Annotated in this window: 13 protein-coding genes; 2 read left to right on the forward strand and 11 right to left on the reverse strand. The window is 45.9% G+C overall.

The window, feature by feature from the left end; genetic code table 11:
- Positions 1-18 precede the first annotated feature (18 nt).
- The 5 genes from D1B31_RS11365 to D1B31_RS11390 all read right to left on the reverse strand — a co-directional run bounded on the left by D1B31_RS11365 (position 19) and on the right by D1B31_RS11390 (position 4,652).
- Positions 19-843, reverse strand: coding sequence for a DUF1444 domain-containing protein (locus D1B31_RS11365; protein WP_240035246.1), 825 nt, complete (start codon positions 841-843; stop codon positions 19-21).
- Between the two features lie 897 nt (positions 844-1,740).
- Positions 1,741-2,055 (reverse strand): thioredoxin family protein, encoded by a 315-nt coding sequence (locus tag D1B31_RS11375; RefSeq protein WP_118920899.1) that lies wholly within the window; start codon positions 2,053-2,055, stop codon positions 1,741-1,743.
- Positions 2,056-2,222: 167 nt separating this feature from the next.
- Entirely contained in the window at positions 2,223-2,741 is a 519-nt protein-coding gene (locus D1B31_RS11380; RefSeq protein WP_142922581.1) for a hypothetical protein, read from the reverse strand.
- Positions 2,742-2,890: 149 nt separating this feature from the next.
- The gene (locus tag D1B31_RS11385) at positions 2,891-3,442 is read right to left on the reverse strand and encodes a DUF84 family protein (RefSeq protein ID WP_118920901.1); all 552 of its coding nucleotides are present in this window, start codon (positions 3,440-3,442) and stop codon (positions 2,891-2,893) included.
- Positions 3,443-3,578: 136 nt separating this feature from the next.
- Positions 3,579-4,652 carry a M42 family metallopeptidase gene (locus tag D1B31_RS11390; RefSeq protein WP_118920902.1) on the reverse strand — a complete coding sequence of 358 codons (1,074 nt, stop codon included), beginning with the start codon at positions 4,650-4,652 and terminating at the stop codon, positions 3,579-3,581.
- A gap of 175 nt (positions 4,653-4,827) precedes the next feature.
- Here D1B31_RS11390 and D1B31_RS11395 point away from each other — a divergent pair, with 175 nt between their 5' ends.
- Complete coding sequence (locus D1B31_RS11395; RefSeq protein ID WP_118920903.1) at positions 4,828-5,148, forward strand: PepSY domain-containing protein; 321 nt, start codon at positions 4,828-4,830, stop codon at positions 5,146-5,148.
- A gap of 46 nt (positions 5,149-5,194) precedes the next feature.
- Here D1B31_RS11395 and D1B31_RS11400 read toward each other — a convergent pair whose 3' ends face one another.
- Both D1B31_RS11400 and trmB read right to left on the reverse strand, forming a co-directional pair.
- The gene (locus D1B31_RS11400; protein ID WP_118920904.1) at positions 5,195-6,037 is read right to left on the reverse strand and encodes a YtnP family quorum-quenching lactonase; all 843 of its coding nucleotides are present in this window, start codon (positions 6,035-6,037) and stop codon (positions 5,195-5,197) included.
- A 229-nt stretch (positions 6,038-6,266) separates the two neighbouring features.
- Entirely contained in the window at positions 6,267-6,908 is a 642-nt protein-coding gene (trmB, locus tag D1B31_RS11405) for a tRNA (guanosine(46)-N7)-methyltransferase TrmB (RefSeq protein WP_118920905.1), read from the reverse strand.
- 219 nt (positions 6,909-7,127) lie between these two features.
- Here trmB and D1B31_RS11410 point away from each other — a divergent pair, with 219 nt between their 5' ends.
- On the forward strand, positions 7,128-7,418 hold the full coding sequence (locus tag D1B31_RS11410; RefSeq protein ID WP_118920906.1) for a YtzH-like family protein: 291 nt from the start codon (positions 7,128-7,130) through the stop codon (positions 7,416-7,418).
- Here the strand turns inward: D1B31_RS11410 and D1B31_RS11415 are convergent.
- The 4 genes from D1B31_RS11415 to thpR all read right to left on the reverse strand — a co-directional run bounded on the left by D1B31_RS11415 (position 7,410) and on the right by thpR (position 12,234).
- Positions 7,410-8,183, reverse strand: coding sequence for a phosphotransferase family protein (locus D1B31_RS11415; RefSeq protein ID WP_118920907.1), 774 nt, complete (start codon positions 8,181-8,183; stop codon positions 7,410-7,412). The genes D1B31_RS11410 and D1B31_RS11415 overlap by 9 nt on opposite strands.
- Before the next feature lie 355 nt (positions 8,184-8,538).
- Positions 8,539-10,677, reverse strand: coding sequence for a type I pullulanase (gene pulA / locus D1B31_RS11420; protein WP_118920908.1), 2,139 nt, complete (start codon positions 10,675-10,677; stop codon positions 8,539-8,541).
- The gene (locus D1B31_RS11425; RefSeq protein WP_118920909.1) at positions 10,670-11,647 is read right to left on the reverse strand and encodes a diacylglycerol/lipid kinase family protein; all 978 of its coding nucleotides are present in this window, start codon (positions 11,645-11,647) and stop codon (positions 10,670-10,672) included. The genes pulA and D1B31_RS11425 overlap by 8 nt, the downstream gene beginning before the upstream one ends.
- A gap of 44 nt (positions 11,648-11,691) precedes the next feature.
- Positions 11,692-12,234, reverse strand: a complete 543-nt coding sequence (gene thpR / locus D1B31_RS11430) for an RNA 2',3'-cyclic phosphodiesterase (RefSeq protein WP_118920910.1) — start codon at positions 12,232-12,234, stop codon at positions 11,692-11,694.
- Between the last annotated feature and the right edge of the window lie 70 nt (positions 12,235-12,304).

The raw sequence follows: 12,304 nt of genomic DNA on the forward strand, positions 1-12,304 counted from the left end.
AACAGAATGATTACAAATTTATTTCAAAGGGCGTCTCGGCCTTTTTACCGGTCTGTTTTTGCCTAGGATGAAGATTGGTTCCAACTCACCGTTTTCGAACAGAAAGGACAAGGCCGTTACGGGTACTTTTCCATCCGCAAAAAAACTCATGGCCATCTGAGCGAGCACATCATAACCTGTGTCATTCACGATATCCGCAATGATTAAAACGTCCTGATGAGGAATGGCCAATGCCATTGTCCCTGACATCCTTGTCTGCATTTCCACAAGAAACCCTTTATTCAATACCCGGCTTGCATCATAGCCATCATTCGTGTTCAGAAAATAAAAAGTGTTTCCGGCTACAGTGTCCTCTTTTACCGGCACAGGCAGGGATCTGACATTGAACATCGCCATTTCCCGTATTCTCCTCGGTTCCCAGCCTTCTTTTTGCAAAAGCTTCGAATCAATCAATCTGTATGACTTGCCCATGTCATAGGCATAATAAATCCGGGTTTCAGCAGTGTGCTCATCATAGAGGAAAGGGTTGCCCTCTTCCGCTTCTTCAGGGAAGGAAGCGGAACGGATGACAGGCAAAACTTTCTTTTCCCCGCCCGACATTTGCGGGTCACTGTCCATCGCTTCCAGACCTTCATCTATGTAATAGACGACTTCATCAATCGCTTTTTCCTTGCTTTGATGCCACCTGGCAACAATTCCGGGGAGCGATACAGTGATGCCTTTTCCGCTTTCTTCGCTTTCTACTCTCAGCTCATCTTTATCACGATCATAGGAAAACGTTCTGCCTGGCTTCGAAAGCCTTTCCTCTAGGGTTTTTCTCATTTTCCGGCTGTCCATTTTCATATCTATGCCTCCAATATCATCATTTTCAATTTCTTTACCTTTTCTGTGTTAAACCTGGTTGTTGATTTCCACTGCGCAAAGGAGAGCTTCTTAGAATAATCATCGCAGGGACACAAAGGAAAACTCCAAGGAATTTGCATCGCAGAGACAGGCGATCTTTGCCTGTCTCGAGGCACACGCTTTCCGAGGGGCGAAGCTGCCACCTGGAATAGCTTCCTCGAATACTCTGTGGCGCAGGAGCATCAAACCGCTTATGCGACTCCATTACTCCTCTGAATCGAATTCCTGTCGCATAGAAAGCACTTATGCGACTCCATTACTCCTCTGAATCGAATTCCTGTCGCATAGAAAACACTTATGCGACTCCATTACTCCTCTGAATCGAATTCTTGTCGCATAGAAAACACTTATGCGACTCCATTACTCCTCCGGAACGAATTCCTGTCGCATAGGAAGCGCTTATGCGACTCCATTACTCCTCTGAACCGAATTCCTGTCGCATAGAAAGCACTTATGCGACTCCATTACTCCTCTGAATCGAATTCCTGTCGCATAGAAAGCACTTATGCGACTCCATTACTCCTCTGAATCGAATTCCTGTCGCATAGAAAGCACTTATGCGACTACAAACCCGATCTGGAACGGAATCCTGTCGCATAGGAAGCGCTTATGCGACTCCATTACTCCTCTGAATCGAATTCTTGTCGCATAGAAAACACTTATGCGACTGCATTACTCCTCCGGATCGAATTCCTGTCGCATAGAAAGCACTTATGCGACTACAAACCCGATCTGAACCGAATTCCTGTCGCATAGAAAACGCCACGAAGGAAATGCGTTAGTACAAAGAAAGAAGCAAAAAAACTCCATCTCCGTTAAGAGATGGAGGATGGGTCATTAACGCAGGCCTGTCATGAAACCGGTGATTTCTTCAGGCGTTTTTCTGTCCTTACTAACAAACCGCCCAAGTTCTTCCCCGTTTTCAAAACCAATGAAACTTGGTATTCCATATACATCAAGCTGCTGACATAGATCAATGAACTTGTCCCTGTCTACATATACAAACGAAAAATCGCTGAACTTTTCTTCAATTTCCGGCATGACTGGCTCGATCACTCTGCAGTCAGGGCACCAGTCGGCTGAAAACATAAACACATGTTTGCCCGAAGCCATTAACTCCTCGAATTGCTCCATTGACTCTAACTGTTTCATCACTCTATTCCTCCCGTTCCACCAAATCGCAACAATCTTTCCTTCATAATATCAATCAACGTTCCTCTGGTCTAATCCTTTGATTTCTGCCTGCTTTATAACATTCCCCAGAACGCATGGAAACAAACAGAAAAGCGGAAGGCTTCCAAAGCCATTCCGCTCCCATTTCATTTTTTGAATTCAACCGAATTGGCAATTTGCATCAATGTCTTTGCCTCTTCATCCAGGCTGCTCGTCTTTGTCTCCGTCGTAATTTTTACTCCGCCGACACCGGCTGTAAGGATGTTCATATCATCCTCCAGCCTTTCAATAAGGATAAATCCAAGCTTACCTTTGCCCTGGAATTGTTCGTCTGTTTCAAGCTCTTCATATTGGGCAACGGATGCTTCGTAAACAACCTTGCTTTCCTTGCTTTCATTTTGGTTGTAAAAGAGAATATATGTTTTCGAGCCATTTTTAAGGATAATATTATTTGGCTTTCCTTCTTTTATCTCGAAACCAAAAGGCAAATAAAACCCAATTTCCCCTGTATTCTTGTTTGTGTTTTGTGACTTCTCCTCAAACGCAGCTTTTGCAGCCTCAACTGCTTGCTTGCTCTTATCCTCATAGGAGGCATTTGAGCACCCTCCTAGCAAAAAGACAGCCATTAGAAGCGTTACAAACCCTTTCCTAACAATTCTCATCATTTTCCCTCCCGGCAGGTATCCGCAAAATCGAAATGCCTGCCCAAGGTCAGGAACGCAGGAAATCAGGTTGTGTCGATTTTTGCGAATCAGTCGACAAAAAATTTGTTTCTTATTCTATCATACTCCCGCAAAGAAAGACTGACAACCCTTCATTTTGGCTGCGCAGCTGGAATTGAGAGGGGATTAAGGTTATTTTTTCTGTATTCATATTGCCCCGCTAAAAGCTTTGTTACATGCGTGAACATTTCTGTCCTGCTGATTTGCCCGTTTGTAAAAACTCCGACTGCACCCTCATTTTCCCGTATGTCCTTTTTCTTTGTATAATCATCCATTACAGGTCCTAGTTCTCTGCCGGCTAAAAGCTTACCGGCTATCTCATCAGGCAGTGGAATCCTTGCCCCTCCCGCAATGATTGGAGGAAAGCCCTCTTGGACAAGCGCGCCCCAGTTACAAAGAAACAGGCCATGTTTTGTCGCATTTACGCCTCCTTCAAGACCAATCCCAATTTCACCATTCCCTTCCTCTAACGCCGCATGAGCCCGGTTAATCGCACCTTCAATCGTTTCTTCATCAGAAAAAGGCTGGGCCGATACACCTGATGGGATATCCATCGCGATAAATTCAATGGAGTCATCTGTTTGAAATGCATTTTTAACGGCGGAGACTTTCGCCGGATTTTTTGAACCAATTATGATTTTCATACTTGAACCTCCGTGATGACATGGTGTTATTCTGGAAAAACTTGTCATAAAAAAAAGGGGGGGCCTTCGCTATTATTCCAAGCGAAGGCCCCTGATTATTGTCCCTTTATCATTATTGACCTTAGCTTTCCAGTTTTCAGCTGTTCGATTTAATCGTTTCGACTGTCGTTTTATCAAAAGACTTGACCAGTCTTACAAGTAGTTCTTTTGCCGCGGCATAGTCATCTACATGCATGATTGACGCATGGGTGTGGATATAGCGCGCGCAAATACCTATTACAGCGCTCGGAATTCCTTCTAAAGAAGTGTGGACCCGACCGGCATCAGTTCCGCCAGGAGAAACGAAATATTGATACGGAATGTTGTGGGTTTCAGCTGTATCGAGGATGAATTCCCTCATGCCGCGATGAGTAACCATCGTTCTGTCCAATATCCTCAAGAGCGTCCCTTTTCCAAGTTGGCCGAACTCTTCTTTATTTCCTGCTGCATCATTTGCCGGGCTCGCATCCAACGCGAGGAATAAATCCGGTTTAATCAGATTCGCCGCTGTCTGGGCGCCGCGGAGGCCAACTTCCTCCTGGACGGTTGCCCCTGAATAAAGTGTATTTGGCAACTCCACGCCATGGACCTCTTCAAGCAATTCAATCGCAAGGCCGCATCCGTAACGGTTATCCCATGCTTTTGCCAAAATCTTTTTCGGATTCGCCATCGGGGTAAACGGACAGATTGGAAGGATTTGCTGCCCCGGATGGATTCCAGCCTTCTCAGCATCTTCTTTGTCATCAGCGCCAATATCAATCAGCATGTTTTTTATTTCCATAGGTTTTTTCCGCTGTGTTTCATCCAGAAGATGCGGTGGAATCGATCCAATCACTCCGACCACCGGTCCGTTTTCTGTTATGATCTGGACACGTTGGGCAAGCAGAACCTGGCTCCACCAGCCGCCGAGGGGCTGGAATCGAATCATCCCATTCGCAGTGATTTGGGTAACCATAAAACCCACTTCATCCATATGACCGGCAACCATTATTCTCGGGTTGCCTTCTTTCCCCTTTCTCACGCCAAAAATACTGCCGAGATTATCGTAGATCAATTCATCGGAAACAGGCTCGAGGCGCTTCCTCATATAGTTTCTTACGGCATGTTCATTCCCGGGCGCTCCGGGAAGTTCGGTTAATGTTTTAAATAAATTTAACGTCTTTTCGTTCATTTCGCATCTCCCTACCTCTAAACAGAACCATTGCGGCTGCCTAATTTTATGTACAGGAATAGTTTACAGAACTTTCAGGATTGTTGCCAATTCTGTATACGAAACAGTACTCCCTCATATACCATCTAGGATATACTATACTAGACGATATCCTCAAACAAAGGGGCGGAATGGAATGAATTGGAAATCTTTTTTACTCGGCGCCGCCGCAGGCGCAGCAGGTGCTTATGCAGTGAATACAGCAATTGGCCATAATCGGGATGTACCTGCCCAGAAGGTTTTGAACCATACCAAGGATCAATTCAAGCTTTCAGGACCCGTCAATGGCTCCTGGATCCACATGGAATCAATGCCTTACGATAAAAACGGCATACACTATCGGGTTTATAAAGGCGGCATCACCAGAATTTCCCCAAATCTTGAAAGTTCCGGCGAGCAATATGAATTTGTTGCAGATGCCACGACAGGGACCATATTGGATGTCCATCGACTATAGGAAGAAACGGCTCGGAGACAGGCGTTATGCCAGTCTCCTTGTCTCGTTACCGCTCGCGCTTTACACTGTCAGAAATCTCTCCTTGCTCATCCCATTTCACAGCCCTGTAGAAAGCATCGTGATAAAACGTAAACCAGGCTCCTCTTTCTCTCCCACGGTTAATCCATTTCTGTTTTGCAAAAATAGAGTCCATCGGATAGTCATCATACGCTAGTACCCAGAGCGGATTCAGGTGGGCGTGGGTCGGCATCAGGTCAGCCATGTGAATTGCCATTTCTCCCCCGTCCTCAATCACGATAATCGAGTGGCCGTCACTATGCCCGCCAGTATGAATCATAGTAAATGGCCCATGTTTCCATTCGTTTTCAAATGGCTCGACCTGGCTTTCAATTGCTTCCCAGTTCTCTTTCCAGTATGTATTCCTTGAGCGGATATTCGGATTCCTCATCTCGTCCCACTCCACATTGGAAGCGATGATTTTTGCATTCGGAAAAACGGAAGAATGAGAGCCATCGCCTTCAGGCTTTGTCAGCCCGCAAGCATGGTCAAAATGAAGGTGTGTCATCAGGACGTAGTCAATGTCCTCCGGTATAAGAAGATATTTTTCAAGCCAGGCTTCAAGTTTGGATTCCTCTGTCGCACCATAATTCCTTTTTTGCTTATCTGTCAACTTACCGTTCCCCATCCCAGATTCAATCAAATAGTTTTTCCCGTTATGCTGAATCAGGATTGGATCAGAGCGCAGCTCGATCTGATTTTTTTCATTGCACGGATACCTTTTTTCCCATAACGGCTTTGGCACCACTCCAAACATCGCCCCGCCATCCATATGAGTTACCCCTCCCCTGAGCCAGACAAGCTCAAGATTGCCGATTTTCAATTTCTCCATTGACGTCCCTCCTCTTCGTACTTTTCTCATTTTACCATTAATGATTGTCGTTTTCCGTTTTCGACCCCATGGATTTTGATTAACTTAACCCTTGAAGTGGGAGCTGCAAAACTGTCATGTAAATGGAGGGTTATGTGACAGCTCGACGGCAAAAACACGGTGGGCTGTCACGGAACGGCCTCCATAACGAAAACAAAGGCACTCACCCACAAGGATGAATGCCTTTAGCTTATGTTCTGTATTGTACTTCACATCTGTAGATTCTGTTTCCTTTTCCGGAAAATTTCTCTTCATACTCGGTCATGATATTTCCTTCGAATTCACTGTTATGCAAATCTAAGCTGATATCCTTAAGCAGCAGCCCATATTCAGAAAAGCTGACGAGCGAGTATTCAAATAGGCCCTGGTTATCGGTTTTAAAATGAATTTCTCCGCCATCGACCAATATTTGCTCATACAACTCAAGGAAGGTTTTATAGGTCAGGCGCCGCTTCTCATGCCTTGTTTTCGGCCATGGGTCGGAAAAGTTTAAATAAAGGCGGCTGACGTCATTTTTTGCAAAATAGGAAAGCAGTTCAGCAGCATTAACGTTCAACAGCTTCACATTTGGCAATTCAGCATCAATCAGGCGGTCAAGAGCCGATGCGAGTACACCTTGATGAAGTTCGATGCCCAAATAATTAATCTCGGGGTTTGCTTCCGCCATTCCGGTGATGAACCGGCCCTTACCTGTTCCTACCTCGATATGGAGGGGATGGTTGTTTCCGAATACTTCATGCCATTTTCCTTTATGTTCTTCCGGGGCTGCAATGACATATTGTGGATATTGGGCGATTTTCTCCCCGGCCCATGGTTTATTGCGAAATCTCATCAGTGACACTCCTATTTTAAAATATGAAAAGCGTCGAGGGCCTTTTCGTCCAGAGGCGCCCGAAGCAGTAACTTACAAATAAACACTTTATTAGTTTTAGCACGAACTTTCCTCTTCTGCAAGCCGTTCATGCCTATTCTTTGTATAAACAAGTAAGGGAATCCATAAGCTAGACATGGATTCCCCGCATAACAGTATAGAAGAAAGGATTGAGACACTATGCCATTGAGCACCCGGGATCAGGCATCTATCCTGAAAGACATATTAACAAATCATCTCGATGACTGCTGTGGTTCAGTTGCCGAATGTGAGCAAGTTGAACGGCTAGTCAAATCACTCATGGTGAATACAGGCATGAACAAAAATGTGAAAGGCATCCTTCAGGAAATCTATGAATACAGCCAGCACGGCGCGCAGAGCGCTAATTTGGATGCGCATATCGAATCCCATCAGTCTCAGCTGAACAATTGGGTCAATGATATTGATCAATTCTCAGCGGAACTAGACTAAGTTGGTTAAAAATTGTTCCCACTTTTCCATTTCCTTATGGCGGCCTTTCAGCTTATGCCACTGGACAGATTCAATTGTCTCGGCGGTGACATACCATTTCATCCGCAGCCGCAGGGAATCGGTCAGTGCAATGCCGTAACGGTTTAGCCAGTCTTCCCAGTTTTCTTCCGGAATGTACCAATAGAGGAGCATGCCCAGGTCAATGGCAGGATCGCCAACCATCGCTCCATCCCAGTCTATTAAATACAATCGGCTGTCTTTGCCAAGCAGCCAGTTATTATGATTGAGATCACAATGGCAGACAACTTGCTCGTCATGATGCACATTCCCTACTTCCTTTTGCAAAAAAAGAAGCGCCCTCCGAATCGAAGGCAATTCAGCCACCTGCCGGTCCAAGCCATCTCCCAGCTGTGCCAGTATTCTTTCCGGATGGACGGGAGTCTTGCCCAAACGCAGCAGCATGGACAGCAGCGGCTTGGACGTGTGGATTTTTTTTAAAAGCTTCGCCACCCGCTTATCACCCATTTCTGCGGGCTGGAGCTCCCGTCCGCTCTTCCATTGCTGGGCAGTGATGACATCGCCATTTTCAAGCCGTTTTGTCCACACAAGTTTTGGCACGATTCCTTCAGCAGATAAAACAGCTAAAAAAGGCGAAGAATTCCTTTTTAAAAAAAGCTGCTGCTCTCGGTGCCTCGCAAAAAATGCTTTCCCCGTGGCTCCCCCGGCCGGGGTTATTTCCCAATCTTCCCCTAAAATATAGTCCACAGTAAGTCACCTACATTATGTCCGGCCGCCGTCGGTATTTGTTAGGCGGATCTATTTTTGCCAAAGTCATGATTGCAGTAAGAAAAGCGTAAGCGTCCGTTAAGCGCCGTATGGACTGGAGGGCCCCGATGGAGATAAAGGAAACACGATGAGCGTGAGCGAATCGATGTTGACTTATCGTAGCGAGGGGACCGAAGTACACTAGGCGCTGGGCGCTGGAGCTAGACAAACTTTATACAGTCTTATATTAAAAAAGACAGCTATTGTCATATCTCGTGCAATAGCTATCTTTAAATTTTAGCTTCTTTCGCCAATTTTCGTCAAGGGGAAGAGGACAGAAAAACAAAATATTGGATTATTTTTTCAAAAACACCATGAGACTGACTGGTTCGGATACGACTTTTTCTCCATCAGGGATGACTCTTAACGGTGCGGTTCCAGCTTGCAGGTCATCGGCTAAGACTGCCCATTCTCCTCGCGGGAGCTCAATATGATGGATGAAAGCGGTCGGGTTTACGAGCAATAGCATCTTTTCATCCTTTCCGTTTTCATAGGAAAAACCAATTAACGGATAATCGAGCCCCATATCCCTCATGTCCGCCTTGATTTGGCCTGCTGTTCTCATCCGAAAACAGGAAAAAGCTTTACGGATTTCGATGATTCCCTTTATATAACGGACATTTTCCGGAAAAGAGGCTTTCCTTTCCCAATCTAGCCTGTTCACGCTGTCGGGGGATTTATAACTGTTGCCTTCCCCTCCCTTTGTCCGGAAAAACTCCTGGCCGCTGTGAAGGAATGGAATGCCTTGTGACAAAAGGACGAGACTCGTTGCAAGACGGTGGCACTTCATTTTTAGAAGTTCTCCAACATCCTCAAAGCATGCCTCCAGTTTATCCCACAATGTATGGTTATCATGCGATTCAACATAGTTGACGGATTGTCCAGGTTCACTGAACAAGCCCTGTTCAAAATGAAATCCGATGCTGCCTGCAATGGCTTCCTTCGCCTGTTCTGTATAAGTCCCATTCCCAAGGGCATACCCACGTTCATACAAATTAAAGGTGCTGCCTTTAATTGAATCCCTGAATCGGTCGTTAAAATGGCCAATGCACGGAAGCTGGTGTTGATTGCGGATTGTTGCCTTTTGTCCTTGCGGAAGAGGCGTATTCAATTCCCAGCCTTCCCCGATGATGAGCATGCCCGGCTTGATGTGGTTACAAACTTGGCGGACTTCATTTACTGTTTGAACATCAAGAATACCCATTAAATCAACGCGCAACCCGTCAATATTATATTCCTCCACCCAAAAGCGGACTGAATCAAGAATAAATTTCCGTGCCATAAGCCGTTCAGTTGCAAAATCATTCCCGACTCCGGTTCCATCTGACGGCAGTCCGGCCTCATCGTAGCGGAAGAAGTAGCCAGGGACAATCTTTTCAAAAGAGGATTGCTCACGAATATAAACATGGTTATACACCACATCCATCATCACTCTCAAATCTAGACTGTGGATCGTTTCAATCATCGCCTTCAATTCGCGGATTCTCACATAGGGGTCGGCAGCATCACTAGAATAGCTCCCCTCTGGTGCATTGAAATGCAATGGGTTATACCCCCAATTGTATTCCTCGTTCGCGCTCGTTTCATCCACCCCGGCAAAATCATTGAAAGGAAGGAATTCAATATGGGTTATCCCGAGCTCTTTTACATGGGTAATCCCTGTAGCCTTTCCGTCAGGGCCGACCGTATTTTCTTCCGCTGCCCCGATATACAAACCTTTGTTTTCAGTCCCGCTTTGGGGATGAATAGTGAAATCCCTGATATGAGTTTCATAAATGATGGCGTCAGCTGGATGGCTGAATGGCGGAAGTTGAATCCGTGGAATCTCAGTTCTTTCAAGTTTTGCCACGACCCCCAGAGCGCCGTTGGCAGTGACCGCAACCGCATATGGATCCACGGCCTCGCTCCACTCTTTGTTACAGGACACCATATACGTATATCGGTAAAGTTCAAGTTCCTTGTCCATTTCAACGGACCATACACCTTTTTCATTTCTCGCCATTTTGACCAATTCAAAGTATTTGGCACCTGGGGGATACAGCTTAAGCTTGGCCATCGTGGCAGTAGGAGCCCATAATTTAAAGATCGTCCTGCGGTCCTTGCAACTCGCCCCCAAATCATCACCATCGTAATAAAATGTTTCATCGAACTCCCTTGTACGGATGACTTCCCCTATTTGCACGTCTGCCCTGTTTCCATTGCTGCAGAGTACCCAATGATCAGTGCCAAATAAATAGTCCCCCGAAAACCCGCATACAAGTTTAAGGTAACCCTCTACCGAATGCCGATCCAAAATCGTCAGCTTTTCTTCGCCTAGATTATTTTGCAAAATAAAAGAATGCGGTTCAGGGTGTTCCATAGGGAGAGGCAGCAGTACGGTTATGGCATTCATCCGATCAAGATAGGCAAGAAATGCCATGCTATTATCAGCCATTCGCCTCACCCCCCATCTGTAAATCTTTTTTCAATAGCTTTTTTGACAAAATTCTCGTTCTTCCTGGTACAGCCTTGATTTTTCCCCAGGAACTCCTGCCGAGATATTCTCCGTCCGCATGAATATGCAAAAGCGGGGAGGAATCAAAGGATATCTCCCTTCCTTTGAACGTATGAACTTCCTTAAAGTATATATGTTTCCCCGAGAAAACACTCATAAACACAAGCAGAAGCCTAACCTTTGACAGCTTGTGGACAACCGTTATATTCAGCTCCCCATCATCCGGTACGGCCTCCGGAGAAATAATCATCCCGCCCCCGTAAAAAGGTTGATTCGACACGGTCACAAACCACGTTTCATCAAAAATATGCCGGAGGCCATCAGCCGTTACTTCAACCGTTCCCCGCTCATACGTAAACAGCTCTTTCAGCAAAACATATACATAAACAAGCTTGCCAAGTGACAGGCGGTTAAATATTCCCTTCATGCCTGTTTCATTGGCTTTTTTTGAAACTAGCGCATCAAAACCGATCCCTGCGCTATTTATAAAGAGGCGGCTGCCGCCTTTAATTGAAATGCTTCCACAATCAGCATATGCGGGGTCCGTTTCCGCTAAACCGAGTATTTCTTCAAGTGCGTCGATGGGACGGGCCGGAAGTTGGAATCCTCTTGAAAAATCATTCCCCGATCCGCCGGCAATAAAAGCAAAGGCGATGTTCTCTCTATTCTCTATCCCGTTCAATACTTCGTGGGCTGTTCCGTCACCGCCCACCGCGGCAATGATGGCCTGCCTGCCACCTGCTAATTTGGCCGCTTTTCTTGCGAGTTCCGTTGCATGGCCTTGATCGTGAGTAAAAAAGGCTTCATAGGAAACTTGGAGCTCAGCAAGCTTCTTCTCAACCGATTCCCATACCCTTTGGCACTTTCCATTCCCCGCCTTCGGGTTTACGATAAAATAAATCTTCTTCATAGCCAAACCTCGTTCCCCGATTGTACTCTCTTTCTATCTTACGTCTATCTAAGCCTGAACTCCTTTACGGGTTCATATTTCGGAACCGAGTCCATATTTGTTCGATAAAGGACGACCTCATCCAGGGTAAATCCCGGAACAAGCCGGCCAGTTTTACCGGTCCCAGCAAAAGGTCTTTCCCCTTTCCAATTCCTTGCCAGTGTAACATGCGGAGCGAACGGCCTCGTTTCCAATTGAAAACCGGCTCCTTCGCACGCATGAAAAACCAGATCTCTAAGCTTCTTCAACTCCTCGCTTGCGCTAAGGCCCGCCCAGAATACCCTCGGCTCAGCCTTTCTGCCGAAAGTTCCCAACCCGGTTATTTCCATCGGGAAAGATTCATACCCATCAACAGCCTCTTCGACAAGCGTGCTTGCTAAGTCTCGTTTATCCTCCGGTGCGGCTCCAAGGAATGCAAGCGTAATATGCAGGTCCTGATGGTGCACCCAGCGCCGGAAAGGATAGTCCAGTTTCAGTTTATCCATCATTTCCTTCATTGCCAGCTTCGTTTCATGCGGAAGCGCCGCGGCAAAAAAATAATGGCTCATCGTATCACCCTTTTACACTATTTTAGCAAAACATCCTTTTTTTAGGCCCAATAATTCCTATCATATCAAA

Source organism: Neobacillus notoginsengisoli, assembly GCF_003515685.1.
GTDB lineage: Bacteria > Bacillota > Bacilli > Bacillales > Cytobacillaceae > Bacillus_D > Bacillus_D notoginsengisoli.

Excerpts from the sequence above, each read along its gene's own strand:
- D1B31_RS11365 (WP_240035246.1), bottom strand. The coding sequence starts at position 843 with ATGAAAATGGACAGCCGGAAAATGAGAAAAACCCTAGAGGAAAGGCTT.
- D1B31_RS11375 (WP_118920899.1), bottom strand. The coding sequence starts at position 2,055 with ATGAAACAGTTAGAGTCAATGGAGCAATTCGAGGAGTTAATGGCTTCG.
- D1B31_RS11380 (WP_142922581.1), bottom strand. The coding sequence starts at position 2,741 with ATGATGAGAATTGTTAGGAAAGGGTTTGTAACGCTTCTAATGGCTGTC.
- D1B31_RS11385 (WP_118920901.1), bottom strand. The coding sequence starts at position 3,442 with ATGAAAATCATAATTGGTTCAAAAAATCCGGCGAAAGTCTCCGCCGTT.
- D1B31_RS11390 (WP_118920902.1), bottom strand. The coding sequence starts at position 4,652 with ATGAACGAAAAGACGTTAAATTTATTTAAAACATTAACCGAACTTCCC.
- D1B31_RS11395 (WP_118920903.1), top strand. The coding sequence starts at position 4,828 with ATGAATTGGAAATCTTTTTTACTCGGCGCCGCCGCAGGCGCAGCAGGT.
- D1B31_RS11400 (WP_118920904.1), bottom strand. The coding sequence starts at position 6,037 with ATGGAGAAATTGAAAATCGGCAATCTTGAGCTTGTCTGGCTCAGGGGA.
- trmB (WP_118920905.1), bottom strand. The coding sequence starts at position 6,908 with ATGAGATTTCGCAATAAACCATGGGCCGGGGAGAAAATCGCCCAATAT.
- D1B31_RS11410 (WP_118920906.1), top strand. The coding sequence starts at position 7,128 with ATGCCATTGAGCACCCGGGATCAGGCATCTATCCTGAAAGACATATTA.
- pulA (WP_118920908.1), bottom strand. The coding sequence starts at position 10,677 with ATGGCTGATAATAGCATGGCATTTCTTGCCTATCTTGATCGGATGAAT.
- D1B31_RS11425 (WP_118920909.1), bottom strand. The coding sequence starts at position 11,647 with ATGAAGAAGATTTATTTTATCGTAAACCCGAAGGCGGGGAATGGAAAG.
- thpR (WP_118920910.1), bottom strand. The coding sequence starts at position 12,234 with ATGAGCCATTATTTTTTTGCCGCGGCGCTTCCGCATGAAACGAAGCTG.